This window comes from Halarsenatibacter silvermanii, assembly GCF_900103135.1.
Taxonomy (GTDB): domain Bacteria; phylum Bacillota; class Halanaerobiia; order Halanaerobiales; family Halarsenatibacteraceae; genus Halarsenatibacter; species Halarsenatibacter silvermanii.
Genome location: NZ_FNGO01000007.1, coordinates 64,818 through 90,701 on the forward strand (window position 1 = coordinate 64,818; position 25,884 = coordinate 90,701).

Annotated in this window: 30 protein-coding genes; 29 read left to right on the forward strand and 1 reads right to left on the reverse strand. The window is 45.8% G+C overall.

Features of this window, described 5'->3' with window-relative positions:
* Window positions 1-11: 11 nt before the first annotated feature.
* From BLT15_RS05205 to BLT15_RS05325, 24 genes are all read left to right on the forward strand, one after another.
* Window positions 12-1,547: an FGGY-family carbohydrate kinase gene (locus tag BLT15_RS05205; protein ID WP_089759370.1), complete on the forward strand. Its 1,536-nt coding sequence runs from the start codon at window positions 12-14 to the stop codon at window positions 1,545-1,547.
* A gap of 147 nt (window positions 1,548-1,694) precedes the next feature.
* The gene (locus BLT15_RS05210; protein ID WP_089759372.1) at window positions 1,695-2,486 is read left to right on the forward strand and encodes a BsuPI-related putative proteinase inhibitor; all 792 of its coding nucleotides are present in this window, start codon (window positions 1,695-1,697) and stop codon (window positions 2,484-2,486) included.
* Window positions 2,487-2,511: 25 nt separating this feature from the next.
* A complete protein-coding gene (locus BLT15_RS05215; protein WP_089759374.1) occupies window positions 2,512-2,949 on the forward strand; it encodes a hypothetical protein in 438 nt (145 codons plus the stop codon).
* 194 nt (window positions 2,950-3,143) lie between these two features.
* A complete protein-coding gene (flgM, locus tag BLT15_RS05220) occupies window positions 3,144-3,452 on the forward strand; it encodes a flagellar biosynthesis anti-sigma factor FlgM (protein WP_159429827.1) in 309 nt (102 codons plus the stop codon).
* A 3-nt stretch (window positions 3,453-3,455) separates the two neighbouring features.
* A complete protein-coding gene (locus BLT15_RS05225; protein ID WP_089759378.1) occupies window positions 3,456-4,070 on the forward strand; it encodes a flagellar protein FlgN in 615 nt (204 codons plus the stop codon).
* Between the two features lie 54 nt (window positions 4,071-4,124).
* Window positions 4,125-6,443, forward strand: a complete 2,319-nt coding sequence (flgK, locus tag BLT15_RS05230) for a flagellar hook-associated protein FlgK (RefSeq protein WP_089759380.1) — start codon at window positions 4,125-4,127, stop codon at window positions 6,441-6,443.
* 53 nt (window positions 6,444-6,496) lie between these two features.
* Window positions 6,497-7,807 carry a flagellar hook-associated protein FlgL gene (flgL, locus tag BLT15_RS05235; RefSeq protein WP_089759382.1) on the forward strand — a complete coding sequence of 437 codons (1,311 nt, stop codon included), beginning with the start codon at window positions 6,497-6,499 and terminating at the stop codon, window positions 7,805-7,807.
* A 303-nt stretch (window positions 7,808-8,110) separates the two neighbouring features.
* Complete coding sequence (locus BLT15_RS05240) at window positions 8,111-8,683, forward strand: DUF6470 family protein (protein ID WP_089759385.1); 573 nt, start codon at window positions 8,111-8,113, stop codon at window positions 8,681-8,683.
* 60 nt (window positions 8,684-8,743) lie between these two features.
* Entirely contained in the window at window positions 8,744-9,199 is a 456-nt protein-coding gene (fliW, locus tag BLT15_RS05245; RefSeq protein WP_089759387.1) for a flagellar assembly protein FliW, read from the forward strand.
* Window positions 9,199-9,447 (forward strand): carbon storage regulator CsrA, encoded by a 249-nt coding sequence (gene csrA / locus BLT15_RS05250; protein ID WP_089759389.1) that lies wholly within the window; start codon window positions 9,199-9,201, stop codon window positions 9,445-9,447. The genes fliW and csrA overlap by 1 nt, the downstream gene beginning before the upstream one ends.
* Window positions 9,448-10,049: 602 nt before the next feature.
* Window positions 10,050-12,113: a flagellin N-terminal helical domain-containing protein gene (locus BLT15_RS13730; protein WP_282549716.1), complete on the forward strand. Its 2,064-nt coding sequence runs from the start codon at window positions 10,050-10,052 to the stop codon at window positions 12,111-12,113.
* A 243-nt stretch (window positions 12,114-12,356) separates the two neighbouring features.
* The gene (locus tag BLT15_RS05265; protein WP_089759390.1) at window positions 12,357-12,830 is read left to right on the forward strand and encodes a flagellar protein FlaG; all 474 of its coding nucleotides are present in this window, start codon (window positions 12,357-12,359) and stop codon (window positions 12,828-12,830) included.
* A gap of 184 nt (window positions 12,831-13,014) precedes the next feature.
* The gene (gene fliD, locus BLT15_RS05270) at window positions 13,015-14,460 is read left to right on the forward strand and encodes a flagellar filament capping protein FliD (RefSeq protein WP_089759392.1); all 1,446 of its coding nucleotides are present in this window, start codon (window positions 13,015-13,017) and stop codon (window positions 14,458-14,460) included.
* 629 nt (window positions 14,461-15,089) lie between these two features.
* A complete protein-coding gene (gene fliD / locus BLT15_RS05275; RefSeq protein WP_089759394.1) occupies window positions 15,090-16,523 on the forward strand; it encodes a flagellar filament capping protein FliD in 1,434 nt (477 codons plus the stop codon).
* 178 nt (window positions 16,524-16,701) lie between these two features.
* The gene (gene fliS / locus BLT15_RS05280) at window positions 16,702-17,226 is read left to right on the forward strand and encodes a flagellar export chaperone FliS (RefSeq protein WP_089759396.1); all 525 of its coding nucleotides are present in this window, start codon (window positions 16,702-16,704) and stop codon (window positions 17,224-17,226) included.
* Window positions 17,227-17,291: 65 nt separating this feature from the next.
* Complete coding sequence (locus BLT15_RS05285; RefSeq protein WP_089759398.1) at window positions 17,292-17,903, forward strand: hypothetical protein; 612 nt, start codon at window positions 17,292-17,294, stop codon at window positions 17,901-17,903.
* Window positions 17,904-17,969: 66 nt separating this feature from the next.
* Complete coding sequence (locus tag BLT15_RS05290; protein ID WP_089759400.1) at window positions 17,970-18,581, forward strand: hypothetical protein; 612 nt, start codon at window positions 17,970-17,972, stop codon at window positions 18,579-18,581.
* A 110-nt stretch (window positions 18,582-18,691) separates the two neighbouring features.
* Window positions 18,692-19,078, forward strand: a complete 387-nt coding sequence (locus tag BLT15_RS05295) for a flagellar protein FliT (RefSeq protein ID WP_159429828.1) — start codon at window positions 18,692-18,694, stop codon at window positions 19,076-19,078.
* Window positions 19,079-19,121: 43 nt separating this feature from the next.
* Window positions 19,122-19,721 (forward strand): hypothetical protein, encoded by a 600-nt coding sequence (locus BLT15_RS05300; RefSeq protein WP_089759404.1) that lies wholly within the window; start codon window positions 19,122-19,124, stop codon window positions 19,719-19,721.
* Between the two features lie 66 nt (window positions 19,722-19,787).
* The gene (locus BLT15_RS05305) at window positions 19,788-20,000 is read left to right on the forward strand and encodes a hypothetical protein (protein WP_089759406.1); all 213 of its coding nucleotides are present in this window, start codon (window positions 19,788-19,790) and stop codon (window positions 19,998-20,000) included.
* A 39-nt stretch (window positions 20,001-20,039) separates the two neighbouring features.
* Entirely contained in the window at window positions 20,040-20,630 is a 591-nt protein-coding gene (locus BLT15_RS05310) for a hypothetical protein (RefSeq protein ID WP_089759407.1), read from the forward strand.
* Window positions 20,631-20,750: 120 nt separating this feature from the next.
* Window positions 20,751-20,951: a hypothetical protein gene (locus BLT15_RS05315; protein ID WP_089759409.1), complete on the forward strand. Its 201-nt coding sequence runs from the start codon at window positions 20,751-20,753 to the stop codon at window positions 20,949-20,951.
* Between the two features lie 229 nt (window positions 20,952-21,180).
* Window positions 21,181-21,768 carry a hypothetical protein gene (locus tag BLT15_RS05320; protein ID WP_089759411.1) on the forward strand — a complete coding sequence of 196 codons (588 nt, stop codon included), beginning with the start codon at window positions 21,181-21,183 and terminating at the stop codon, window positions 21,766-21,768.
* Window positions 21,769-21,933: 165 nt separating this feature from the next.
* Window positions 21,934-22,479 (forward strand): hypothetical protein, encoded by a 546-nt coding sequence (locus BLT15_RS05325; RefSeq protein WP_089759413.1) that lies wholly within the window; start codon window positions 21,934-21,936, stop codon window positions 22,477-22,479.
* Between the two features lie 40 nt (window positions 22,480-22,519).
* Here the strand turns inward: BLT15_RS05325 and BLT15_RS13210 are convergent, their stop codons facing one another.
* A complete protein-coding gene (locus tag BLT15_RS13210) occupies window positions 22,520-22,669 on the reverse strand; it encodes a hypothetical protein (protein ID WP_159429829.1) in 150 nt (49 codons plus the stop codon).
* Window positions 22,670-22,829: 160 nt separating this feature from the next.
* Here BLT15_RS13210 and BLT15_RS05330 point away from each other — a divergent pair, with 160 nt between their 5' ends.
* From BLT15_RS05330 to BLT15_RS05350, 5 genes are all read left to right on the forward strand, one after another.
* Window positions 22,830-23,093, forward strand: coding sequence for a hypothetical protein (locus tag BLT15_RS05330; protein ID WP_089759415.1), 264 nt, complete (start codon window positions 22,830-22,832; stop codon window positions 23,091-23,093).
* A gap of 95 nt (window positions 23,094-23,188) precedes the next feature.
* Entirely contained in the window at window positions 23,189-23,386 is a 198-nt protein-coding gene (locus BLT15_RS05335; RefSeq protein ID WP_089759417.1) for a hypothetical protein, read from the forward strand.
* Window positions 23,387-23,440: 54 nt separating this feature from the next.
* Window positions 23,441-23,641 (forward strand): hypothetical protein, encoded by a 201-nt coding sequence (locus tag BLT15_RS05340; RefSeq protein WP_089759419.1) that lies wholly within the window; start codon window positions 23,441-23,443, stop codon window positions 23,639-23,641.
* Complete coding sequence (locus tag BLT15_RS05345) at window positions 23,601-24,194, forward strand: heme NO-binding domain-containing protein (RefSeq protein WP_089759421.1); 594 nt, start codon at window positions 23,601-23,603, stop codon at window positions 24,192-24,194. The genes BLT15_RS05340 and BLT15_RS05345 overlap by 41 nt, the downstream gene beginning before the upstream one ends.
* A gap of 53 nt (window positions 24,195-24,247) precedes the next feature.
* Window positions 24,248-25,798 carry a flagellin N-terminal helical domain-containing protein gene (locus tag BLT15_RS05350; RefSeq protein WP_089759423.1) on the forward strand — a complete coding sequence of 517 codons (1,551 nt, stop codon included), beginning with the start codon at window positions 24,248-24,250 and terminating at the stop codon, window positions 25,796-25,798.
* Window positions 25,799-25,884: the final 86 nt, after the last annotated feature.

Genomic DNA, 25,884 nt, shown 5'->3' on the forward strand with positions numbered 1-25,884 from the left:
AGGGTTTATATATGTCCCATGTGATAGGCGTTGACATAGGTACTCAGGGAACGAAAGCCGTGCTTTTGAGCGAAAGCGGAGAAGTCCTTGCCCACTCTTACAGCGGATATGAGGTGAATACGCCCCGGCCGAGCTGGGCTGAACAGTGGCCGAATGTCTGGGTTGAAGCAGTAAAAGAGACGATTTCAGAAGTTAAGGCCATTAGCGGGGTGGATAAGGAAAGCGTTAAGGGAATTGGCATAAGCAGTCTCTACGGCGGGGCAGGAGTTCCGGTTGATGAGAATCTGGAACCGGTATTTCCCTGCCTGATCTGGATGGACAGGAGAGCTGAAGATGAAGTTGACTGGGTTAAAAATAACGTGGATCTGGATAAATTATTCGACATAACGGGGAATCATGTAAATTCCTATTTTGGTTTTACCAAAATGCTCTGGATCAAGAACAACAAAAAAGAAATCTGGGATGAAATAGAATATTTCATACCTCCTGCGAATTATGCAATTCACGAGCTGACCGGAGAGCTGGCCGTGGATTATTCTTCGGCCGGGAACATAGGGGGAGTCTTCGACCTTAAAAAACGTGAATGGTCGGAGGAGATGATGAATGATCTGGGCATACCCTCAGATATGATGCTGCCCAGACTGGTCTCCTGTACTGATGTGGTGGGTAAACTCACAGATGAAACAGCTGAAGAGCTGGGATTAAGCCCGAATACTGCCGTGGTGGCCGGCGGTATAGATGCTCCTGTGGCCAATGTCGGTGCAGGAGCTTTTGCGGAAGGAAGTCACGTAGCCATGACCGGCACTTCCATGTGCTGGGGACTTATAACCAGGCAGAGAAACCTCTCGCCCAAACTTGTCAGTATGCCCTATTCTCTCGAATCAGAAGAAAAGATTTATACCTTCGGCGGATCGAGCACTGCTGGAGTTCTGGCCCGATGGTTCCGGGATGAATTTGCCAGACTCGAAAAGGATGTTGGTGCTAAATTAGATCTGGAAGCCTATGATCTGCTGGAGATGAAGGCAAAAGATATTCCTCCCGGCTCGGAGGGACTGCTGGTTTTGCCCTATTTTATGGGCGAAAGAAGTCCAATCTGGGACAGCAATGCCCGCGGCACCATTGTTGGCCTGAGTCTATATCATTCTCGCGAGCATCTTTATAGAGCATTTTTCGAAGGTGTCGCCTATGCCCTGAAGCATAATGTGGAATTGGTCGAAAAAACAGAAGCCGAGCTTGATGAGGAGATAATTATCAGCGGAGGCGTGACTCAATCAGAATTATGGCCGCAGATATTTGCAGATGTAACCGGCTATCCGGTGAAAATAATCAAGGATGATGTTGAAGCACCTCTGGGTGATGCGCTCCTGGCAGGCTTGGCAACCGATGTATTTGATTCTCCCGAAGTGATCGAAGACTGGCTGGAATTCAAGCCGGCCATCGAGCCCTCTGAAGAAAATTATGAAATTTATGATGAGTACTTCGAACAGTATCTGGATATATATCAAAATATCAAGGGCAACATGGAGCAGTTGACCGAACTCCCCTGATGCGGGGAAAATTTTCGATCATTTGGAAGGGTTAAAACGGCCTCACAGATGAGCATATATTACTGCTGTAGTCCAGCCCGGCAGGAAAAGAGAGTTCGATGTAGAAGTGCATAATATCAGCAGGATTAAAAAGGCGGGTGATCGTCAATGAAAAGATTGACGGCTGTCGGGCTGACTATGGCGGTGATGTTTTTGGTTTTTGCGGTTGTGAGTGTTCTTTTGAGCGGCGGATCGGCAGAATCGGTTCAGGCCAACGGTTTTCAGATTGAGGAAAAAGAAGAGCTGCCGGAAGAGCAGATTCTCAATCTGCCGATCGTGGAAGAAATTGAAGATATTGAAGATATTGAAGACCTCGAAGACCCCGGCATTCTTTTGTCCGAACTGGCCGATCATTTTGACTGGGATTATGAGTTGGCAGAGGATCAGGTTATCGTAGAAGAGAGTAAGCAATTTGCCAGGCCCGCGGATGCGGATGCAGACGATGATATCTCAGATGATATCCCGCTCGATGCCGGGCTGGTTCGAACTCTGGTGCAGGAACTGGAGGGCATAAAGCCTTTATTCGTCGCCTGGCTGGATGCGGATAAAACTTCGGCAGAAAGCGGCGACGAAGTTGAAGTTGAGATGAAGGTCTGGAATATTTCAGAAGAAGAACAGACGCTGAATTTCCGGGACGGTCAGGTTTATGACCTGCTGCTTTTGCGCGAGGGTGGCGATGATGAAGATGAGATCAAATGGCGCTGGTCTGAAGGCAGAGGTTTCACCATGGCTCTGCACAGCAAGACATTTGAACCGGGCGAGATCAGAAGCTGGCAGGAAAGCTTTGAAATCGATGAAGCTCTTGAGACCGGCATTTATCAGCTGGAAGGATGGATAACGGCCGAGGAAAGAATTGAATTTAACCCGGTGCCGATCGAGATAAGCGGTCGGGAAGATTGATCAGTGTCCGAGGAGGTGAGCGAAAGTGAATATAAAAAACTGCAAAAGCTGCGGCAATATTTTTGCTCCCGATGCAGGCGAGAAGTTCTGTCCTGACTGCATGGGCGAGCGGGAGGAAAAATACAAAAAGGTTAAGGATTTTCTCTGGGACAATCCCAACGCCACCGTCGATCGGGTTAATGAGGAGACCGGAGTCGAGAAAGATTTGATTATCGAATTCGTCAAGGAAGGCCGGCTGGAGGCCGACGAGGTGGTAGTGGACGGTCTTTTAGAATGCGAACGCTGCGGGGTTTCGATCTCTTCGGGACGCTATTGTTCCAGCTGCAAACAGGAGCTGGCCCAAGGCCTGAGCGGTGATGATTCCAGCGATAAAAAGAAAAAACAGGAGAAGAAAAAACGCTCGGACAGCAAGGAAATGCATACGAAAGACAGGATTAATGATAGAAGGAAGGGCAAAAATTGAGCAAAAAGGGGATTTGAGGCTAAAAAATGGAGCTAATAAGCTTTTAGGGCAGCTGAGGCCGTTTAAATGAACTCAGCTGCTTTTAATTTTTGCGCGAATATGACGATAATATAAGTGAAGATAGAAAGAAAAGCAAAAAAAGAGTCAGGAAAGAATGAATCAATTCTCGGAGTAAATTTGTGAGGTGAATTGCAGTGGAAATTAATGGTGTCAATCCCCAGCAGATTCAGAAAATTTATCAGCAGCAGCGTCAGCTCCTGAGCGAGAGCGAGGCCAATCAGGAGCGGGAAAGCGGCGATAGAATGGAGATATCCGCCGAAGCGCGGCAGATCCATGAATTCGCCGTTCAGATGGAGGAAACTCCCGATATCCGCCAGGAGCGTGTGGCCGAGCTGCGTCAGGAAGTGCAGAGCGGCTCCTATGAGATCGATCCAGAACAGATAGCCGAGAGCATGATAGATGAGATGGAAGCCGCCAATCCAGCTTCAGGAGAGGAGAGCTAAAAGATGGATGTTCAGGGTCCAGAACCGGCCAAATTTTCCAGCGAAAAAGAGGGTCAGGCCCAGGCCGGCGGTCAGTTCGGCAGAGAAGAGAATTTGACCGAACTGGAGCCGCTGGTGGATAAACTGTGCCGAATATTAAAAGAGATGGCCGATGTACATGAAAAAGCCCTGAAGCTGGCTGAAGAAAAAAAGGAGCGGCTGATAGAAAATGACATAGAGGGTTTGAGCGAGGTTGTCGAAAGGGAAGAAAAGGTTCTGCAGGAGATAGAAACTCTCGAAAAAGAACGCGGCCGGCTGGCAGATAAACTGGCCGGACTGACGGGAGAAGATGAGCTGAATATCTCCGCTTTGAAAGAGCAGGTGTCGGGCGAGCGCCGGCGCCGCCTCAAAAAGCTGCAGAATAAGCTGAATCCGCTGCTGGAGGAGCTGGATAGAGTCAACGAACAAAATCGCCAGCTGCTGCTGCAGGCCATGAAATTTAACGAAGTAACTTTTAAATTATTTTTGCAGGGAGCCGACGAGCAGGGAGTATATAAGAAGCCGGAGCAGGAAGGATCCGCCGGAGATGACGGCGTCGATAAGGAGCAGGTGCGCAACATTATCGACCGCAGGGCATAAAAGTTTTTGATAAAATTTTTTAAAGAAAGCATCGCAGAAAGGATGTAAACCGCCATGACCAGTCAGTTTACCGTTCTTAACACAGCGCTGAGTTCGCTTCAATCCCACCAAAAAGCGCTGGATACCACCGGTCATAACATAGCCAACGCCGATACCGACGGCTATACCCGTCAGCGGGCCGAGCTGGCAGCCACCCGCCCCTATTCCAAACCCGGCCGGAACATGCCGACTTCCGCCGGTCAGGTGGGTACGGGGGTCGAGGTGCAGCAGATCAGCCGGCTGCGGGATAATTTCATAGATGGACAGCTGAGGCGGCAAAACCAGATCGGCGGCTACTGGAATCAGAGGTCGGAAGGTCTGGAGCGCCTGGAGCTGATCTTTAATGAACCGAGCGAAAACAATCTCGATCAGGCCATGATAGATTTTCGCGATGGATTATCTGAACTGAGCAACGAGCCCGAAAGCAGATCGGCCCGCACCACGGTGCGCGAAAGAGGTGTAACTCTGGCCGATTCTTTCAATGATATCTATCGGCAGATGCGCGAATATCAGAACTCGCTGGACGGCGAGGTCGAAGCCGGAGTCGATGAGATAAACTCGATTTTTGACAGGATAGCGGAATTAAACGAACAGATTATTGCGGTTAAGGGCAGCGGCAACCAGCCCAATGATCTCATGGATACCCGCGATAGGCTGCTGGACGAGCTTAATGAGCTGGCGGATATCAGCGTTAGCGAACAGGCTTCCGGCAGCATCAATATAACCATGGGCGGCACGCAGGTGGTAACGGGGAAAAACGTTAAACCTCTGGGGGTAAGAGAGAATGACGATGGTTTAAATGAAGTGTATCACCAGCATACCGGGGAGAGGGCCAACATTGCCGGAGGCGAACTTTCCGGTCTTCTGGAGATCAGGGATGAAGAGATCGGGGGTTTGAGCAGTGAAGGTCACGACAGCGGTTATATAGATGAGCTCAATGATATGGCCAGGGCTTTTGCCGATCATTTTAACGATGTTCATAAATCCGGTTATGACCTCAATGGCGATCCGGGGGAAGAGTTTTTTACCTATGCGGCGGACGAGGATAATCCGGCCTGGGGGCTGGAGATATCGAGAAATATTCGCGAGTCGACGGATAATATAGCGGGCGGCAATTACAGCGATAATCCTTCCGTGGCCCGGGTTATTGATTTTGATCCCGATGATATTGTCGATGACAGCTACAGCTATCGGGTTGAGGCCGGCACATTTGGCGAGGACGGCACCAGCTTTGATTTTGAGGAGATTGCTGCCGGCGAGGTCAAGCAGGATTTTCAGGTGGATGTGAACTACGACGTTGATAATGGGCTCGACGAGGAAGATGTGGAGCTGGATGTGTGGACGAATACAGCCACGGAGATGTCGGCTGAAGAAGATATAGAAGATATTGCCATCGAGGAAGATGAGCAATATGAGATTGTAGATTTGGATGATTATTTTGACAATAATGAAACAAACTATGATAACGGTCTAATAGATGAAAATGACGACGAGATAGTCGCTGTCAGCGAGGATAGAGAAGAATTTGATTTACTGGAAAAAGCGGTGGAAATTGACCCAGATGGAGAGCTGGGAGATGATCACTTAGAATTTGAGGAAATTGATGATGATCCTCTCTCGCTGGATTTTGATGCGGTTTTGACGGGGTCGGAGAACGATAATATTCGCGCAGGCGAGGTTCACATCGATAATATCTCAACCGAGGGAGATGATATTGTAGAGATAGAGGCCTCGGGCACGGCCAACCGTCTCGATTTCGACGTGGACGTGCCAGAAGACGAAGATATTGAAGAGATAGAAGTCGATTGGGAAGATGAAGAGGTACGGGTGCCGGAAGGAGAGCTGGATGAATTAGAAGGTCAGGATATTTACCGGGAAGTCATGGGCAGAATGCCGACTGAGGAAGTTTTTGTAGACGATGATGAAGAAACTCTTTTCAGCGTCGATAACGAATTCAACCTGGCCGTGGCCGATCGGGGTGAGGCCAACATATCCTTCGATACTCCCCGCGGCAGCGGTTCCAATGCTTCTTCGCTGGCCAGGACCATAAATGAGGATGAAATTAATATCGGCGAGGAAAGATCCTCGGTCAAAGAATATTTCGAAGGAGTTATATCCTCGCTGGGCGTGGATGGACAGCGGGCCAATCAGATGGTGGAGAATTCTGAAGCGCTTTCGGATCAGCTGCACAATCAGCGGGAATCCATCTCCGGAGTCTCGCTGGATGAAGAGATGGCCAACATGGTTAAATATCAGCAGGCCTACGCGGCAGCGGCCAACGTTATCACGACCTTTCAGGAGAACATGAACACGCTGATCGGCATGATGCAGTAAAGTTTGGAGCGGGGCGGAATTAGATCAGCAAAGTTAAAACAGGGGTGAATCAGATGAGAATAACTCAGGGCGTAATGGTAAACAACATGAAAAATAATCTGCAGCACAATATGCAGCGGCTGGATGATTACAGCCAGCAGCTTTCCTCCGGTCAGAAATTCAGGTTTCCTTCGGAGGCTCCCATCAAGGCGGCCAGAAGCATGGATTTAGGCGGTGACATCGCCAGCAGCGAGCAGTTTGAAGAGAACATCAATAGAGCTCAGGCCTGGATTGAAACTACCGAAAGCGCCATGGACGATGCGGTAAACGTGATACACCGGGCCCGGGAGCTTACTATACAGGGAGCCAATGATACGCTTACAGCAGATGAGCGGGAGAATCTGGCCAGTGAGATGAGACAGCTGCGGGAAGAACTTATCTCGATTTCTGAGACCAGGCACGGCGACAGGCATGTTTTCAGCGGTCAGAGGACTGATGAGGCGCCTTTCGACGATGAGGGCAATTTTGTCGGTGATCATAAAAATATATTGAGGCAGATAAGTCCGGGCGTGGAGATGGCTGTGAATGTCGATGGTGAGCAAGCTTTCGGCAGCGCAATCGATGCTCTGGATAATGTGATAGATGATCTGGAAGGAGGCAGCGCCCGCATATACAGCAATCAGATCCAGTCTGGACCGCTGGGAAAGGATTTTGGTGATATAAATGGAGAAGAGATAAATATGGAAATAGAAGTATATGATCCAGAAGCTGGAGAAACTGAGTCTTTTAGTATAGGCGAAGCTGATCTGGTCGAAGATGACGAAGATGTAGCTGATCTCACACGCAGCGAATTTGCGAATCGTGTCAATGATAAAATTAACGAAGAACTGGAAACTGAAAACGAAAGATACGCCAGGCTGAGGAATAATAGGATCGAGTTTCGTTCTCCCGGAACAGGGGATGAAGCTGAACTAAGCATAGATTTTGTTGATGATGGTGGTGATAGTGTTGATCTGTCAGAGTCTCCTCTGGGAGAACTGCTCTTCGAGGGCAGCGAATATGCAGAAGAGGACGGTATGGGTGAATTTCGTGATGTCAACGGTCCGCGAATGCTGGGCGAAAGTGATATTGAAGATTTTGATGATGCGCTCGATGATAATCTTGCTATGCGGGCGGATCTGGGAGCCAGAATGAACCGGCTGGAGATGACTGAAGGCCGGCTGGAGGATAATACGATAAATCTGCGTGAACTGCTTTCGGAAAATCAGGATACCGATATGGCTGAGACGATTATGGAGATGCGCATGGAGGAGTCGGTTTATCAGGCTTCGCTGGCTACGGGAGCGAGGATAATTCAGCCGACGCTGGTTGATTTCTTGCAATAAATGACGCGGCAAAACATGAAAATTAATGCTCTTCACATGATGTTTTCTAACGCCACAGTGTGTTTCAGCAAAAATAAGACTGCTCTCGCGAGGGCACATCCTGTGCCCCGCTCGACTCTCAGCGTCCATGCTATTCGGTCTTATTTTTGCTGTGGGTGACTGCTTTAAGGGTGAAAACATCAAGATCATCACATGAATTTCATGTTTTGCTGGAGGAATAAATAAACTAAGTGTATTGGATTTGCGTTATGGGAAGCAGGAGTTAGGAGTGAGAAGGTGAAAAAAGTTAGAGGGTGAAAATCCATGGATATTTCCAGCATTCAGATAAATCAGCAGTCCGGTCAACTGGGCATAGATATCCAGCCCCATCAGCTGGAGATTGAGGGGCGGCTGGACAGGCTGGAAATAACTTCTGACAGCCCGCAGGTGCAGCTCGAGAGCCAATCCATTAACATCAATATTGATATGACCGAGATGCGTCAGGATATGGGGATTTATAATTTTAGCGACCGGATGCAGATGCGGGTGCAGGAGAGCTTCGAGGTGGCTTTAGAAGCTATCGGCCGCTACGGGGAGATCGGGGATCGGCTGATGGATTTTCAGAATAACGATATCGCCGATATAGCTTTTGAGGAGATGCTGGATGATGATGTTCGGGTGGAAGTTGAATATCTGTCGCCGCCGGAATTTCAGGTGGAGGGTCCTGAGCTGGAGCTCAATCTGGACCCGGCTCAATACGAAGCTGTAAGCGAGGGAGAAGGAAGGTTAAACCGTCCGGAATACAGATTTGAACCGGGTTCTATCAATATTTATCTGAGGCAGGAGCCGGGGATGGAGATTATTCCTCCCGGCAGCGAGGTGGATGAGAGAGCTTGATGTTCTTTTCAGTGAAGATAGTTTGCATAAAGAATTAAGCAAAGATGGAGGTAAAATTATATGGCAACGCGAGAAGTGGAGACGCAGGAATTTGGCACGATCAAAATCGAGGAAGATGAGATAATAACTTTTCCCCGGGGACTCCCCGGCTTCGATGATGCCCACGAGTTTATATTGAAGCCGCTCAAAAAAGAATCGCCTTTTTTGATTCTGCAGTCGCTGGATTATTCGGAGCTGGCCTTTGTGACTCTGGAGCCGGTTAGTTTTACTGACAGTTATGAATTTGAGATAAATCAGGCCACCCAGGAGCTTCTGGAGATAGAAAAAGAGGAAGAAGTGGGGGTTGTGGTGATAATTAACCTGGAGGGTGAGAATAATCGCATTTATGCCAACCTTTCGGCGCCGGTTGTTATCAATGTGGAGAAAAATCTGGCCCGTCAGGTGATACTCGATCAGGATCATTATCCGCTGCGGCATCCCATCGAACTCAAGCCTATTAAGGAGGGGAGCGCCTGATGCTGGTGCTTACCCGCAAAAAAGATGAAAAGATCATGATAGGAGAAAATATAGAAATTCAGGTGCTGTCGATCGAGGGCAATCAGGTTCAGATTGGGATAGAGGCTCCGCGTTCGATTGAGGTGCACCGGGAGGAGATTTATGAGAGAATACGTCAGGAGAACGTAGAAGCGGCTAAAGCTGCTGGATTTAAAAAGCTGGGAGAGCTGACGGTTGACAGCGGCGAAGATGATGAAAAAAGGGAGTAAAAAGGGGTTATAGGGGAGTATATGGCAGTTAAACTTATCTGAAAGTAGTTGATGGCGCTTCTGTTGCAATTAGGATACTTAAAAAATTCACCCTATCTTTCGATATAATAAGTGAGAGAAAAATAAGTAAGAAGAAAGTTTTGTTCGATTGGTTTTTCAGTGACTTTCACTGCTGCAGGCAGAAAACCTGCTAAAGTTTGCAGTAGTGATGGTTACTGAAATCCCCTTCCCGAGCAACGGGGGCGGCCGACCCGGTGCAGGGCGGGGAAGTAGGCGACCAGGAAGGCCCCAACGGCAGGGAAGCCCGCGGGGGACGGTGATGCGCTTTTAACAATAGGTTTCAATAACTGACAGCAATTGAAACTACTCGATGTAACTATCGCAGCTCAGCAACATCAAATAATCATCTATTAAGTTTACATCAAAAAAATAAAATATCAAATCATCACGTAGATACCATCATCTGGCATCACCGGACCGGAGAAAATCTGGACACTAGATACTAAATGGAAGACTCACTAAAGAACCACATTAAAAGAACCACATTGGAACAAATTAAGAAAAGATTATTTAAAAACTTTCATCAAGGAGGATGAAAACTAATGAGAATTCAAACGAATATTGAATCACTCAACGCTTACAGAAATCTGTCGGAGACTAATAGGCAACAGTCACAGCACATGGAACGATTAAGTTCTGGCTTTAGAATTAACCGCGCAGCTGATGATGCAGCTGGTTTATCTATCAGTGAGCAGATGAGAGGTCAGATTGGAGGTTTGGACCAGGCAACTGAGAACGCACAGGATGCCACATCACTCATCCAGACAGCAGAGGGTGCACTGAATGAATCACATGAGATTCTGCAGAGAATGAGAGAACTATCCGTACAGGCTGCTAACGACACTCTGACCGAGCAGGACAGAGGTGAAATTCAACGGGAGATGGACCAGCTGGCTGCAGAGCTTACCAGAATCGGCGAAACCACTGAATTCAACACACAGGAACTGCTGGAAGGCTCCTTTGAAGATAATATCTTCCATATAGGTGCCAATGAAGGTCAAAACATCGATATGGACATCTCTGATATGAGAGCCAATGCTTTGGATGTTGTAAGTGATATTGAGGCATTGGGTGTAGAACTGGATAATATTGATGGATTCAATACACAAGATGTTGAACAATACTACGATGTAACCGGTGATTATACGGCAAGACAAATTGATGGTCTTGATGGTTTAGATGATACTGATGGAGAGTTAGGCACTTTAGCTGATGGTGATATTGATGCTGAATTTAATGTAGTTGAAGTAGAAGATGGTGTTGAAATAGGTGACACTACGTATGATTATGCTCTAGAAGGTAGAGAAGACGGTGAAGCAGATGATGGCCAGATATATGCTGTAAGTGAAGACGGTGATACTTGGAGTGAGTTAGATACGGAACGCACAAGTATTGAAGATATAGAAGATGGAGACTTAGATGATGGAGGCGAAGTTAGCTTTGGTGGAGAAGTCACCTCAGGTATAGTGCATTTAGATGGCGATGATGGCGCCGATTTAAGCGGTGCTTCGATGCAAGGTGTGGAACTTGATGGCGTAGACACCGATGAAGTTTGGGGTGCTGAATGGGACCATAATGTCGATAATGATTTAACTATTTATGCAAATCCTGATGACCCTGAAACTGAGAGTGTGACCCTTTCAACAGATGGTTTGAATGCAGACGAAACCCTAACAATAAATGAAAATGACCCCTTTGAAGTAGATGATAGTGGTATATCTGGAGATGTTACCACCGATATCGATAATGTTGATTGGGAAACAGAATCAGTCACCTGGGATATCTCACAGTATGACGGTGATATAGTTGAAGATGAAGATGGTAATTTAGTCATCGAAGGAGCAGAAGAATTCACCGAAGTTACGGTAGAAGATGGCGAAACAACGATTACTTTTGAGGCTGATGCTTATGCTGACCAAAATAGCTGGATAGAAGGCGGAACTAATTATACACTTAGTTTCGATGATGTAGCAGCTGAGGAAGGCGATACACTGGATGTTACAGCAAATGTAGATGAAGATGGAGACATTGAATCCTTCGATGCATCCATAATAGACAGCGCCGATGAAGAATCATTTGAAAATCTGGGTTTAGAACCTGGCGAGTTTGAGGCAGTTGAAGATGAGGAATATGGTAGTATTATAGAAGATGATGATGGCGTTATGATAGCACAATTCGATGAAGAAGAGGGAGCATATTTTGCCGTTGAGGAAGAAGATGGCGAAATGGTAATGACCGATGAAGAAGTATTGAATCCAGATGATGATAGGGCTTTAGTTGATGGTACTTTACTAGAAGTAGGAGGAACTGACGTTGAAACTCAGGAAGCAGCAGATGCAGCCATAAGCACAATAGATGAAGCAATAACTTCAGTCTCCGAACAGCGTGGCGAACTCGGTGCCGTACAGAATAGACTCGAACACACAGTATCCAACCTGGAAGTAGCCAGCGAGAACCTGCAGGCTGCTGAGTCAAGGATACGCGACACAGATATGGCAGCAGAGATGACCGACTTCACCACAACTCAGATACTGGAAGAAGCCGGTACAGCCATGCTGGCACAGGCTAACCAGGCTCCTCAGAACGTACTTCAGCTTCTCGGCTAATACAACTAATAGACCAAATAGACAGATTGGACAAATTGCTTAACCCGGGAGGACTTAATACGCTGCTGGCTGGCTCTTTTACGGGTCAGCTAGCGGCTTTACCTCCCTATATTTATATATCATTTACACAAAAAGGTTTCCTTCTTTTTTTACTCAATATAAAGTTAACATGTTAGGCAGGAGCTTAATTAATTATATATTTCCGTGCAAGGTAAGCCATCTAATCCTGTGAGGTGTAAAATTATGAGAGTAGAATCCACATCAAATACGGAAGCTGTCCGCGAAGCAAGCTCAAATCCGCAGCAGAGAGAAGCACAAGATACTCAGGATGCACCCCAATCACCCGAATCACCTGACGCTGCCGATGCACCAACTGCCGAGGATTTGACGGAAACCAGAGAGCAAGAAGCACCGGTTGAACTGGAAATAGACGGAGTTGAACCGCGAAGAAGACTGAGAGAGGATAGACTCGATAGAGATTTGGACGATTTGGTGGCCGATTACCTGGAGGGCGAGCTGGATAGATTAAATGATTTTGTTCGGGCATTTGATAAACGGTTTGACTTCCAGATACACGAGGAATCCAACGACTATTTTATCCAGGTATGGGATATTGTAGAGGATGAGTTGATTAGAGAGATACCGCCCGAGGATGTGCTGGACTTGGCGGCCAGACTGGATGAGATGATAGGTATAATCTTTGATGAGAGAAGGTAATTACTATATATCTTTTACCAGATAAGAGAATGAGAAGTATTAGATTAAGTAATTTAGTATTTACTCACCTATTTCGGGCACACAATTTTATCCAATAATCAAATCAACTATCACAATTTATTACCAGCACAATTTGCATCATTAATCACATTTAAAGAAGTGTAAGGAATTGAGGTGAATATACATGGTACAGGGAGTATCATTTGACGGTATGGCCACAGGATTGGAAACAGATGAAATAATAAATCAGCTGATGGAGATAGAACGTCAATCCATCGTCAGACAGCAGCAGGACATAGAAGAGGTTGAGAGCGAAAGGGAAGTATGGCAGCAAATAAATCAGAATCTAGTTGACTTTGATAATACATTCTCCGCCCTGGATAACGAGGATATCTACCAGGATAGAGAGGCTATCTCCGGTGATGAGGAAGTCATGACAGTAGATGCCGAGCCGGGGGCACAGCCTGCAACCTATAGAGATATGAGAGTTGAACATCGGGCTCGTGCTAATTCTTTTATGGCCGATGAAGCTGTATGGGATGTTGAAGATTTGGATGTAGAGGGTACCGAGGAAGCGCTGGGTTTAGATGGTGATTTCCAATTATCGCTGGCTGAAGACGAAAATACGGAAGTGAATATAAATATAGAGGAAGAGGACAGCCTTGCTGATATCAGAAGCAGCATCAATCAGGAGGCGGGAGATATAGCTGGAGCCAGAATAGTTAGAGGTAGACTATTAATAGAAGCAGCCGAGACTGGAGATGAGAACGCCATAGCCTGGGAAGATACTGGTGACGATGAAATACTGGAGACTTTAACTCTAAGTCAGGATGAACACACCGAAGCCCGGGATGCTGAGTTTCAGATAGAGGGTATGACGGAAACCAGTGCCACCAACGAGAATATAGAATTAACCGATGATGTTACTATCGACCTTGTGGGCGAAAGTGCAGAAGAGGAGACATTCGATATAGAGGTTAGAGAGGATACAGCCCAGTTCGATGAGACCATTAATGAGTTCGTAGAGAGCTACAACGAGGTACAGACTCATCTTTCTGAGATGACCGATGAGGAACAGCCTCTGCAGGGAGACGTTACCGCTCGAAGACTGCAGAGTTCCTTAAGAAACGCTGTCATGGGAGCTGTAGAAGACATAGGTGAGGTAAACGAGGAAATATTTAGCTTGGGCGAGATGGGCATAGAAATTGATGCAGCCAGCTCAGAAACAGGTGATTTTGACGGGCTTATGAGCATAGCTGATGAGGGAGAGTTCAATCAGGCCTTAGACCACCACATGGACGAAGTACAGAACCTGTTTTTAGGAGATGAAGAAGCAGGAGTAGATGGCCTCATTGATAGAGTCAACGAGCAGGTAGAGACCTACGTGCGTGAGAGAGCTCATGAAAGTGGTTTGATTGGTGATAGAGAGGATAGCCTTGAGAACGAGATTGGCCGCATAGAGGATAGCATAGCACGGGAAGAAAGACGGATGGAAAGCCGGGAAGAAAGACTTAGAGAACGGTTTACTCGAATGGAGACGGCAGTCTACGAAGCCCAACAGCAACAGCAGCAGGTAATGAGCCAGATACAACAGTTAGGTTCGGCCAGCTTCTCGGACATGATGATGTAAGGTAAATACTAGAGTAAAAGTCAATAAATTATATCATTTACCGAATATATGATGAGAGGTTTTGGTTCATTTGTTTCACTTGTTGGTTCATATATGTAATGTTGCTCAGCAACAAACCGGCAACAACTCAGCAACATCCCAGCAACATTTCGCTATAAATTAACAGATACTGGCAAAATAGACCCTTTTCAGCAACAAATGAGCACCATCTCAGCAACATCTGTAAGTAAATTGGGCCTTTTTGACAGCAAAAATGTTGCTCAGCACCACTCTCAGCAACATTGACTGATAGCACGAAAATTAAAGTAATCCATTTTATCCCTGACAGCTGAACATTGATAGCACTTAAAAATATTTTGCCTCACCTACAGTTAATCAATATGTTTTCAACATAAACCTTTATAAACCTTTATGTTTTAAACACAATGATTATCAAAAGGTAAAAGGTGGTCAGGGAGTTAAAACGGGAAGATTTTGTACTAAATTATCTATTACGCAAAAATCTGAGGAGGTATTTTTCGTCATTAGGTTTTAGTCCAATATCCATAAGCTGCGCCGGGGAAGAATAAATAAAAATAGGACATCAGCCCCCGGAGAAGTTAAATCCAATCGAATCGAGGCGAACTATCATGGTACAGGGCATAGCACTTACAGGCATGGCTTCTGGTATAGACACCGACGAGATAACAGAACAGTTAATACAGATTGAAAGAAGCTCTATAAGAAGACTTGAGCTACAGAAAGAAAACGCACAGAATGAGAAAAAAGTCTGGCAGAGTATAAATCAGGTAATGAACGAGTTTGACAACAGCATATCTTCACTTAGACGGACCACTACATTTACCAGCAGAACTGCCAGGTCCAATGATGAGAATATAATTACCGCCACCGCCAGCAGAAATGCTACGAGAGGCAGCTACAGAGTAGAGGTCGACCAGCTGGCTCAGTCCCACAGAGTGGCGGGGGAGAATCTGCACGAGCTCAATCTGGATATCGAACTGGATGAGGGTGAAGAGTTAAACATCCATACTGAGCTAGGTTTAGAAGGCACATTTGAGCTGAATGATATGGAGTTTACCGTAGAAGAAAATATGAGTCTCGACGATATCAGAACTTTAATCAACGCTGAAAGCGAAGAGGCGGATATAGAAGCGGAGATTATGAACGAAACTCTGATATTAAATCATGCGGAGATGGGAGCGGAGAACGAAATATCCTTTACAGATACGGATAATATTCTACAGGATTTGGGAGTAATGGAAGAGAATAATGGTGAGCTTGATTTCCAGCAGGAATTAAGACAGAGCCAGGATTCTATCTTTTTTGTCGATGGCCTTAGAGTGGAGAAGAGCATTAATGAGGGTATAGAGGATGTAATAGAGAATGTCACACTTAATCTGCAGGAAGTAAGCGAGGAAAGCGTCACAATTACTGTAGAAAATGACTCGGAGAGAACGCTGGATGCAGTGAGAAGTTTCGTGGAAAGCTATAACGAGTTAATCGATAATTTACGCGAAGAGATGGGCGAAGGCGATATGCTGCAGGGAGATACCACAATTAGAAGACTCAACTCCGGTATCAGGCGCATGCTGACCAACACCGTATTTCTGGACAGCGAAGAGTATGATTTTAGAAATTTGGCCGATATAGGCATAGAGATAGATGCAGATGGTTTAGCTTCCGGTTTCACGGGAGAAATGAGGCTGGATGAAGATGTGCTCACGGACGCTATAGACACCGACCCTGAAGGTGTTCAGGCCCTTTTCACCGCCCGCGAGGATGATGAAGGCGTACAGGGAGTGGCCGAAAGGGTAAGCGATTCCATTCAATCCTACATTCAGTACGGCGGCATACTGGATTCCCGGGAGCGCTCGCTGGAGAGCAGGGTAAACAGATTAGACAGAAGGATAGACAGCGAAGAACGCCGCGTGGAACGCAGGGAGGGGCAGATTAGAAGCAACTTTGGCCGCATGGAAGTGGCTTTAAATCAGATGCAGGCTCAAAGAAGCTGGCTATCAGGACAGATACAGCAATTAAACTCCATCAGGAATTACAGAGACTAATATTAATCACATGAAGAGTAAGGGTTTAAGAAAGAAGGTTTGCAGCATCATTTTTATAAACTTCAGGCAAGAATCGCGGATTTGAGTATTAGGATTGATTATAAGATTGATTAACAGATAATCTTTAATTCTACAAAACTATTCAATCACAAAGGCTTTACAGGGAGTGTTGTTAATAATGAATAGAGGTTACAACGGCTATAATAACAACGGCATCGGCGGCAACGGAAATAATGGAAACGGCGGCAATGGTGAAGTTAATGGAGCAGGAACCTACGGCCAGAACGGCAATACCGCCCAAAAATACCAGAAGACATCCATCGAGACAGCTGATGACGGCAAGTTAGTTGTTGAATTATATAAAGGTGCGATTAAGTTCATGAAACTGGCCAGGAAGCAGATTGAAGAGGAAAATCCTATGGAAGCCAACAATTTACTTATCAGAGTGCAGAATATAATCACGGAACTTATGAACACACTTGATTTCGAACAGGGTGGTGAGCTGGCTGCCAACTTAGAGGCATTGTATGATTATATGCTCAATGAGTTAGTCCAGGCCAACCTGGATAAGGATGCCGAAAGAATAAAAAATGTTGAAGATATGATGATGCAGCTTCTGGAATCCTGGCAGGAAGCCGCAAAAGAGGCCCGGAAAGAAAAAAGACGCCAGGAGAAGGTAAGAATAAGTGCAGAGGGACAATAAGATAAATAATAGCTGAGAAAAGATGATGAGGGTAATTAGATAATAGGTAAAAATGAGGGATAACCATGGAAGTCTATATAGATGGTCAAAGACTGGACCCATCTGAATACGAAACTGATGATGATTTGGTTGAGCTTCTGGCGGGTACAAAAGCTCACCTGGGTGAGAAGATTGTTGACTCCGTTGTTGTGGACGGTGAGCAGGTTGACCCCAACCGGCCAGAAATAAACCCCGACCTGGATGATGTGGAGAGAATAGATATCGAGCTCAAGGATGTAAATAAGCTGATGGAAGAAACCGTGAAGAACCTGCATGAATACGCCCCAGAAGTCAGAAAGGGACTGGAGAAGGCTCAGGCTGGGTTCAGGCTGGGTGATAAAGATAAAGGCTATTCTCTTTTGAGGCGTTCGCTGGAAGGTATGGAGTGGTGTGTAGGTGTTGCTCAGAGGCTGGATAATCTCAAAAATGGTGAGATGGCTGCGGAATCCAGAGAGAATTTAGAGCAGATGTTCGATAAAATAAAGAAAATCATTGAGATGGCTGAGAGATATGAACTGCAGGAGACCTCCTTTATGACCGACAATATAGACAGTTTAATCGATTACGCGGAAGCCATAGAGTGTTTTTCCGATGACCTTTACGAACATATCTGTGGCAATGGTGAATTAGAAGAGTAATTTAATTATAGATTTTCAATAAATAAATAGAAAAATAGAAAATAGACATTAAACTGAGGGATATAAATGGAAGTAATCATAGATGGCGAAAAACAGGACGTATCACAATATAAAAGCGATGAGGATTTTCAGCAATTACTTGCCGAGATAAAGTCAAACCTGGACGATAAGATAGTAAATACCTTGGTTATAAATGATGAAAAAAATGTCGACCCCAACCGGCCGCAGTACAATCCGTCCCTGGATGAGATAGATAAAATTGAGATTGGTTTGAGAGATGTAGAAGATTTAATTGAGGAGACGGTAAATACTCTGGTAGATTACGTGCCCAATGTGAGAAGGGGTTTTAAGAACGCTCAGGTGGAGTTTAACTTCGGCGATGATGATGAGGGTTTCAACCTTTTAGAACAGGCTCTGCAGGGCTTTCAGTGGTGTCTAAGCGTTACCACCAGGATTGCCCAAATGGAAGATAGCGAGAAGCTTAAGGATATGAGCGCTGAATTATCGGGTGGTTTCCAGGAGATGCTGGATTTGGTCGATATAGACGAGGAGATGCAAAACGAAGAAGATATGCTGATAAACAGAATAGATGAATTATTGAAACTTGTGGATGATATCGAAGAAGTGGCCGAAAAATTAGTGGATAAGTATGATATCGAGGCAGATAGCGAAGAGTAATTTTTGACCGCGAAAAGTTTTTTCGAGATTTTTAATACAAAACACAATTTTGTACCATCTTTTTTCCCTATCATTTACACCAAAAATTATTGGGGAAGGATATGTTATCCATGGTTAATGATAACCTCAGACTATATTATCAACTGTACGACTTAAGCCGCCAGCAGAACGAGGCCATCCAGGAAAAGGATGTGGATGAGGTCTTGTCTATCCTCCAGGATAAAAAGGAAATCATAGAAGAACTCGAGGGTATAAATGTAGAAGAGGAGATACGAGCCCATCAAAACCCCGAGGAGACTCTCAGTGAACTTCAAGAGCTTATGGAGAAGCTGAACAAGCTGGAGGAGGAAAATGTTGACCTCATGGAAGAACACATGACCTCTCTAGCCCAGGAGATTAAATCGCTGGCCGACGGGAGAAAAACGATGGAAGGTTACTCGCAGTCCCAATCCAGCCAAAAGAAGTCTGAGGGTAAGGTAATAGACGAAAAAGGATAATACTTTACGATAAAAAGATAAAAAGATAAAAAGGAGACAAATAGTGGAGATACTTCTCAACGGCAAAAAGCAAGATTTGGGAATGTATGATAAAATCGACGATATGCGGGAACTTATAAAGTTTATACACACCTTTATCGGCGAAGATATCGTCAAAACTGTAGAAATTGACGAGGAAGAATATACTGCCGAAGAGATAGAAGCGGGACTCAATCTGGATATGGATGCTGTCAGCAGAGTGAACTTAAAAACCACTGACGATAAGAAAAAAGCCAGAGAAAATATCAAAGCCAATGTGATAGAAGAACTACCTGAGATGCGGGATAATTTCCAGCAGGCAGCGGCTGAATTTGCTCTTGGGGATGAGGAGAAAGGCTATGAAATGGTGCATGATACTCTCAAGAACCTGGAATGGATTGTTTTAAAAATAGAGGTCAGTTTGAAAAGGAATGATGACGAGGACGGTTTAGAAGAGATTAACTCCATAAAGGAAGGCTTCGATGGGATACTCAAAGAGCTGGACTCAGAAATAAATACGGACCGGAAAGGTGCTCTTACGGAGATGGCAGAAAAGGCAAGCAATTTGGTGAAGAGACTGGAAGAGCTAGTAGAGATATCAGATACAACAGATACGACATCCTGATAATTGATTTTTTCGGTCAGTGATGATAAATTATAGTACAAATCACATTATCTGGAGGTGTCGCCGATGGTGACTCCAGTAAGCGGCAGGACAGATTTTCTTCAGTCGGCCATGAGTTCTATAACTATTAGGGAGAATATAAGCTATGATGGTGAGGCCGTGGAGGAAGCTGCCGATAGATTGAGAGAGTTGGAATTGAATGAGCTGCAGCAGTCACCGCAGCAAAATGAAAGAGTTACTCCCGATGGTATAGGTGAGAATATAGATTACTATGCGTAAATGATTGGATGGTACTAACCGATTGTGGGAGGATAAGAGATGCAGGTATATATAAATGGAGATGAGGTCAATATCGACAAACAAATTATGGATGCGGATGAGGTAGATATAATAGATATCATGGACTGTATTGGAGATATTGTCTCCGACGGTACTATCATAAGAGTTGAAATCGATGATGAAGGATACATTCCCGGTGATGCTGCAGATAAGACAATTGATACAGATGAAGTTGAGAGGTTAAACTTCATTACCGGAGAGCTTTTTGATTCCAGCGAAGATGTACTGGCGGAGGCAAGAGAAACAGTGCCGGAGCTTCGGAAATCTTTAAAGAATGCTGCTTCGGAGTTTATGCTGGGAGATGAAGAGAAAGCCTGGGACATGTTCATGGACGCAGGCCAGGAGTTAAACCGGTTCATAGAAGAACTTACCGATGTATTTGGTGAAAAAGCTGAGCTGCTTACCAGCGAGGAGTTTATAGAAATAAAGAAAGAACACCAGAATACTGATGTTCTAACTATGACAGCAAATAATCTTTTCCGGCAGGAAGCAGATGAAGCGGCAGAGAGCGCAGAGGAGATGGCCGAGGTAGCTGAAAAGTTAGAAGAGTTTATCTGCGAGGATAAATAGTAAATAATAATTGGTAATTTATAATTTGTAGTATTATTGAGTATATTAAGAGTTTATATAGACATAAAATAGACAAATAGATTAATTGTGCACAATCAAGCACCTCTGGAGGTGTTAGTCATGGAAGTACCAGGAGCAGAAAGCGCAGGTAACAGCGTACAGCAGGCCATGAGCACGGCCGTGACCAGGCAGGCTATGAACCAGGATGCAGGAACCATCGATGCGCTCATGGAAAGCGTGGAAGAGATACAGGAAGCAGCTCAACAGACCGACAGAGCATCAATGCAGGGAATGGGCGAGAATGTAGACTTTCTGGCCTGATATTTTGTCTAATTACCTGCCTTAAACGATAATACAATATTCACGATAATAGCCAAAATATAACCTTTTCACATTTCATCATTTACGCCGCTCATAATACTCCTCCCAATTTTTACCCTTCCTGGTTACCTGCCTGGGAAGGGTTTTTGTTTTAGGACTGAGATGAATAAGCACAGACAGGGGACAAATCCACCAATAATAGATAAAATTAGAAAAGGAGCTGAGCAGCATGATTATCGCGGAGAGCACTTCCATGAGTTTTGCGCAGATGACCCAATCGCTGGAGATGAGAACCTACGAAAATGACGCGGGAGAGCAAGTGGTGGAGACCTCCTACAGCTACGACTATCTGGAAATCAACATGACCAGCGTGAGAGCAAAGGCAATGACCGACGATATAATTGATTTTTTGAGTGATTACTTCCACGCGCAAAGGAGCGGAAGCGGCAATCCCGGCCAGGAGGAGCTGAGAAGTTTTTATTCAGAAGCGAAGGAGGCTCTCGATAACAGTTTCAACAGCATGAAAAGAGACAAAGATAACAATTTGCTGCCCGGTAATAGCATTAACGGTGCACGAAACGGCGGAGGCAGGAAGTTAGGACATTTTAAGAATAATGATAACGGAGTGAAAGGGAATAATAATCTACTCCACAGAGCCCACAAGCAGGCAATTAAAGATTTGAAGAACTGGTATCACAACGGAGGCGAGCCCAGGGAGAGAGTTGATTTCTCCTCGATAGAGATTGAGAAGGTGAGCATTGAGCAGGAAGTTACTACCATGGCATCTGAATACGCGGCGGAGAAAAAGGTGGTTTGATAGGTGGATAGCTGGTTTTGCAGCTAATAGCAGATTAAAAACTGACAGCTGCAGACCGGTATAAAGCGTAAGATATAAAAGATAAGGAAAATGAGATAGGGGAAAGACAGAGTATATGATATAATATATACAGCCTGTCATCACATCTGGGGGTCACAGCAGAGAATGAAGCTCATCAAATACGCAATAGCAGTAATATTTTTCGTCCTGGCAGTTCTATTTGGTTTGATATTTCCCAACTTTGATTTAAGTTATCCGGTAACCAATATCATAATGCGCCGTTCGGCCCTAACCCACAGCATCATCCTCCCCCTAATCTGGTATCATCTCATCGGCAAAAGCAAGCCCGTGAGCCGGTTCATCTGTATGGGATTATTCCTGGGGATTACAGTATTTTTAGCCTTTATGGCGAGGCCGGTGCTGCTCGAGGGAGGCACGCTGATATTCTTCCCCTGGCTGGGCCGGTTCGAGTTCATGCCCAGTGAAGTGGCGAGAGTTGTGGGGCTTGGTGTATCCGGGCTCTGGATTCTGGGCAACATCTACTGGGGTATGGAGTACTATCTCAAAGCGGCAGGCAGCAAAACCTGGATAAATGTTTTTTCCTATCTGGCGATAGTGGTGACCGTTTTTGGCTATGCCGAGTACGCAGGACGCGCCTGGCTTTTGCCGGCGGTGATTTTGGGAGCTATATTTGTGCTGGTTTATAGATAATATACCGCGAGTTTAAGAGGCCAGGTAAATTTCAAATCCATCACTTACTCTCATCTGTATCAACTTTTATACCTTTTTCTTCAGCATATTTGCGCAAATCTCTTGTGTTGCCCTGTTCGTATTCATTTCTTCCATGTTCTTTGAGCAGTTTTAATAGTTCATTGATATTTTCGATATCTTCAGGCGCCATAAATCAACACTCCTTTCTAAAATACTAATCCTGTTAAACCCGGCAATAATTAATCCCTGCTATTATGATATATAATATCACCGGTGATAGATAAACTCAACTGATAAAGGTAAAATGTAAATTGCGATAGATTGATACTGTATTTTTGGAGGACATCGATATGTTAATCATAATTCTATCCGACCTAACACTGTTAATAGACAATATAGAAGCCCTAATTGACCGGCTCAAATCCAGGCTGGAGAGAGTAAAAACCCGTAAGAGAAGATTAACGCGCTTAGAGCAGAAACTTAGAAGCATGCGGGCGCTGGCGGTGAAGATAAGAGATGAGGATTATGGAGAAAATGAGAAGGATGAGGTTGTAGATAGGTACGAGGAACTGAGAGAGGAAGCTGAGGAGCTGGAGGCAAAGATAGAAGGATAAGCAGGTATGAAGATAGAAGATGAGCAGATTAGGTGAAAGCTTTTTACTTTTCATCACATACCCAGCCTTCAAAAGGAGTCTGGAGGTGTATTCAGATGAGAGCTTCAGGTGCAGACCTATCACCGGCGGTGCAGCGGGCCATAGATGCCGTGGTGCAGAAAAAGGCTACTGAACAGGAGCTAGAAGCAGCCATGATGCAGTTAGAACAGATGGAGGAGATACAGGAGGTTAAACAGCAGCTCGACGTGGCTACGATGCCGGGGCTGGCCGAGAATATAGACTTTTTAGCTTGAATTTTGGGATTATCGTAGGAATTCACCCTATATCAAAAAAGGAGCTGAGCTGAGATGCAGGTAGAGAGCCCGGGTTTTTCCAGCTTAGATTTAGCTGAATACCGTAATTTTCTGGCGGGAAATATTGAGAGAGTGGCCCCCAAACAGGTCGATAACTTCCAGGACGTGAATTTCAACGACACCCTGGACGGCTACCGGGTGAGCTTCAGGTACGATGAAGAGCTTGGGGGAGAACATTCTGCACGTAATAGATAATTCCACCAACGAGGAGGATGTTATCTTGAAAGGAACACTGGTGAAGGCTATGCAGGAAATGGTCGAGAATGAGCACGGCCAGAATATGTGGCAGCGGATTATAGAAACGAGCATGCTCGGTGATGATTTTGATGTCAATATTTTAGCCGACGTCGAGGACGAGAAATTCAAGAATCTATTAAACACTACAGCCGAGGTGCTGGATATATCCAAAAAAGAGGCGATGGACAGGTTTGCTCATTATTTTATCCTGGAATACGCACTCGATACCTTTGCCATAAACATGTACTTCAGCCAGAGCGACAGCGCCAGGGAGTTTCTGCTCAAGATGGACGATGTTCATAGGCGCCTCACCAAAAACATCGATGATGCCAGTCCTCCCAGATTCGATTACGAAAAAAAAGACGATGGCAGCTTGCTGATGACCTATAACTCCGAGAGAGGTATGTTCGAATTGTTTAAATCCCTGGCCGAGGCGGTAGGAGAGTATTTCAATGACGATTTGAGAATAAGAGAAGCTGGTAAGAACACTGTGGAGATAAAATTTTCCTGAGCTATATGCAAGTCTGTTGAAGTTAAAAATTTCTCCTGGAACGGGTGAGAGAGATGCGCATCAGAACCAATATCAACGCCATCAGGACAAATAGATATATAAATCAAAATAATAGGGCCATGCGCACCACCATGGAGCGGCTGGCCAGCGGTTATCGAATAAATTCCGCCGCCGACGATGCCGCGGGTCTGGCCATCTCCGAGAAGATGACGGGTCAGATAAGAGGCCAGCGTCAGGCGCAGGAGAATGCTCAGGATGCTATTTCCCTCATCCAGACGGCCGAGGGGGCTTTGAACGAGACGCATGCCATCCTGCAGAGACTCAGGGAGATATCTGTCAGCGCGGCCACTGACACGCTTACCGACTCTGATAGGGAGGCCCTGCAGGCCGAAGCCGACCAGTTAATCGACGAGATAGACCGCATAGCCCAAACCACGGAGTTCAACACCCAGAAGCTTCTCTCCGGTGCGGTGCCGGAGATAGATGTGGAAGGGGAAAGCGCGCTGGAAGTTGAGGTAGCAGACATAACGGAGATAATGCCCGGGGATTACTACATCGAGACCGACCCCGAGGTCGATACGGAGGACGATGTGTGGGATGAAACTTCGGAAATTATCTACGAAGAGGAGTACACCGATTCGGGCGAGACCGTGCTGGATATAAATGATGAGGTAGAAGCGGTAGATGAGGATGAGACAATTGAGGACAACTTCTCGCTATACCTGGAGGTAATTGATACTGAAGAAGATTCTGTCACCTACAGCTACCAGCTGGATACCGTTAATGTTGATGGGACAACTTCCATCGAGACCGGTGAGATAACTATATCAGATGGAGAGGAATCCTTCGAGATAGGTGGTATGGAGTTCAGCATAGATGACTTTGCTTCTGATGAAGCCACAGAGGGCGATAAGAAGACAGCAGGCGGCAGGGCCAATCCCGGCCTGGAGAGAGCGCTTGAAGCCATCCGACTCAATAGAGGCAATAATCCCGCGGCCGAGCTGGTTCTGGAGGAGAAGCTGTTGCAGGAAGAGGGAGTGGAATTTACCACCCACCAGATAGACCCCGAGACCGGAGAGCATTATGAGGCGCAGATAGGTCTGGACTTTCCCGAAGACGACGAGCTACCTGATACGCTGGATAATCCCGACATCGACGAGTACACCGAGAGCTTCAGCGTGGAAGAGCCCGACGAGGAGGAGAGAACTGAATTTACCTTCCAGGTGGGCCCCAACTCCGGCCAGAATATCACCCTGGAGATAGACGATATGACCTCCCACTCGCTGGGCATAGCGGGGCTGGACGTATCAAATCGCGAAAGCGCCGATGCTGCCATAGGGGAGATTGACGATGCCATAGGCAGAGTTTCCTCACAGAGGGGAGAGCTGGGCGCCATACAGAACAGACTGCAGCACCGCGTTAACTATCTGGAGGTGGCCGAGGAGAATTTGACCGAGGCCCGCTCGCGCATTAGAGATGCCGACATGGCCCGCGAGATGGCCCGCTTTACCCGTCAGCAGATTATCCAGCAGGCCGGTCTGGCCATGCTGGCCCAGGCCCATCAACAGCCGCAGACCGTGCTGCAGCTTTTGGACACGGCGTGATATTTTGGTGAAGTTACAAATTATACTCAGGGCTTTAATCCGTATATAAAATAATATTTTATGATATGCCAGTGAGATGCTGGTAT

Excerpts from the sequence above, each read along its gene's own strand:
- BLT15_RS05295 (WP_159429828.1), top strand. The coding sequence starts at position 18,692 with ATGGTTAATGATAACCTCAGACTATATTATCAACTGTACGACTTAAGC.
- BLT15_RS05240 (WP_089759385.1), top strand. The coding sequence starts at position 8,111 with ATGGATATTTCCAGCATTCAGATAAATCAGCAGTCCGGTCAACTGGGC.
- BLT15_RS05345 (WP_089759421.1), top strand. The coding sequence starts at position 23,601 with ATGAAGAGCTTGGGGGAGAACATTCTGCACGTAATAGATAATTCCACC.
- BLT15_RS05330 (WP_089759415.1), top strand. The coding sequence starts at position 22,830 with ATGTTAATCATAATTCTATCCGACCTAACACTGTTAATAGACAATATA.
- fliS (WP_089759396.1), top strand. The coding sequence starts at position 16,702 with ATGAATAGAGGTTACAACGGCTATAATAACAACGGCATCGGCGGCAAC.
- BLT15_RS05350 (WP_089759423.1), top strand. The coding sequence starts at position 24,248 with ATGCGCATCAGAACCAATATCAACGCCATCAGGACAAATAGATATATA.
- fliD (WP_089759392.1), top strand. The coding sequence starts at position 13,015 with ATGGTACAGGGAGTATCATTTGACGGTATGGCCACAGGATTGGAAACA.
- BLT15_RS05225 (WP_089759378.1), top strand. The coding sequence starts at position 3,456 with ATGGATGTTCAGGGTCCAGAACCGGCCAAATTTTCCAGCGAAAAAGAG.
- BLT15_RS05310 (WP_089759407.1), top strand. The coding sequence starts at position 20,040 with ATGCAGGTATATATAAATGGAGATGAGGTCAATATCGACAAACAAATT.
- BLT15_RS13210 (WP_159429829.1), bottom strand. The coding sequence starts at position 22,669 with ATGGCGCCTGAAGATATCGAAAATATCAATGAACTATTAAAACTGCTC.
- BLT15_RS05305 (WP_089759406.1), top strand. The coding sequence starts at position 19,788 with ATGGTGACTCCAGTAAGCGGCAGGACAGATTTTCTTCAGTCGGCCATG.
- BLT15_RS05340 (WP_089759419.1), top strand. The coding sequence starts at position 23,441 with ATGCAGGTAGAGAGCCCGGGTTTTTCCAGCTTAGATTTAGCTGAATAC.
- fliD (WP_089759394.1), top strand. The coding sequence starts at position 15,090 with ATGGTACAGGGCATAGCACTTACAGGCATGGCTTCTGGTATAGACACC.
- BLT15_RS05315 (WP_089759409.1), top strand. The coding sequence starts at position 20,751 with ATGGAAGTACCAGGAGCAGAAAGCGCAGGTAACAGCGTACAGCAGGCC.
- BLT15_RS05205 (WP_089759370.1), top strand. The coding sequence starts at position 12 with ATGTCCCATGTGATAGGCGTTGACATAGGTACTCAGGGAACGAAAGCC.
- BLT15_RS13730 (WP_282549716.1), top strand. The coding sequence starts at position 10,050 with ATGAGAATTCAAACGAATATTGAATCACTCAACGCTTACAGAAATCTG.
- flgK (WP_089759380.1), top strand. The coding sequence starts at position 4,125 with ATGACCAGTCAGTTTACCGTTCTTAACACAGCGCTGAGTTCGCTTCAA.
- BLT15_RS05290 (WP_089759400.1), top strand. The coding sequence starts at position 17,970 with ATGGAAGTAATCATAGATGGCGAAAAACAGGACGTATCACAATATAAA.
- BLT15_RS05335 (WP_089759417.1), top strand. The coding sequence starts at position 23,189 with ATGAGAGCTTCAGGTGCAGACCTATCACCGGCGGTGCAGCGGGCCATA.
- BLT15_RS05265 (WP_089759390.1), top strand. The coding sequence starts at position 12,357 with ATGAGAGTAGAATCCACATCAAATACGGAAGCTGTCCGCGAAGCAAGC.
- flgL (WP_089759382.1), top strand. The coding sequence starts at position 6,497 with ATGAGAATAACTCAGGGCGTAATGGTAAACAACATGAAAAATAATCTG.
- BLT15_RS05285 (WP_089759398.1), top strand. The coding sequence starts at position 17,292 with ATGGAAGTCTATATAGATGGTCAAAGACTGGACCCATCTGAATACGAA.
- csrA (WP_089759389.1), top strand. The coding sequence starts at position 9,199 with ATGCTGGTGCTTACCCGCAAAAAAGATGAAAAGATCATGATAGGAGAA.
- fliW (WP_089759387.1), top strand. The coding sequence starts at position 8,744 with ATGGCAACGCGAGAAGTGGAGACGCAGGAATTTGGCACGATCAAAATC.
- BLT15_RS05320 (WP_089759411.1), top strand. The coding sequence starts at position 21,181 with ATGATTATCGCGGAGAGCACTTCCATGAGTTTTGCGCAGATGACCCAA.
- BLT15_RS05325 (WP_089759413.1), top strand. The coding sequence starts at position 21,934 with ATGAAGCTCATCAAATACGCAATAGCAGTAATATTTTTCGTCCTGGCA.
- BLT15_RS05210 (WP_089759372.1), top strand. The coding sequence starts at position 1,695 with ATGAAAAGATTGACGGCTGTCGGGCTGACTATGGCGGTGATGTTTTTG.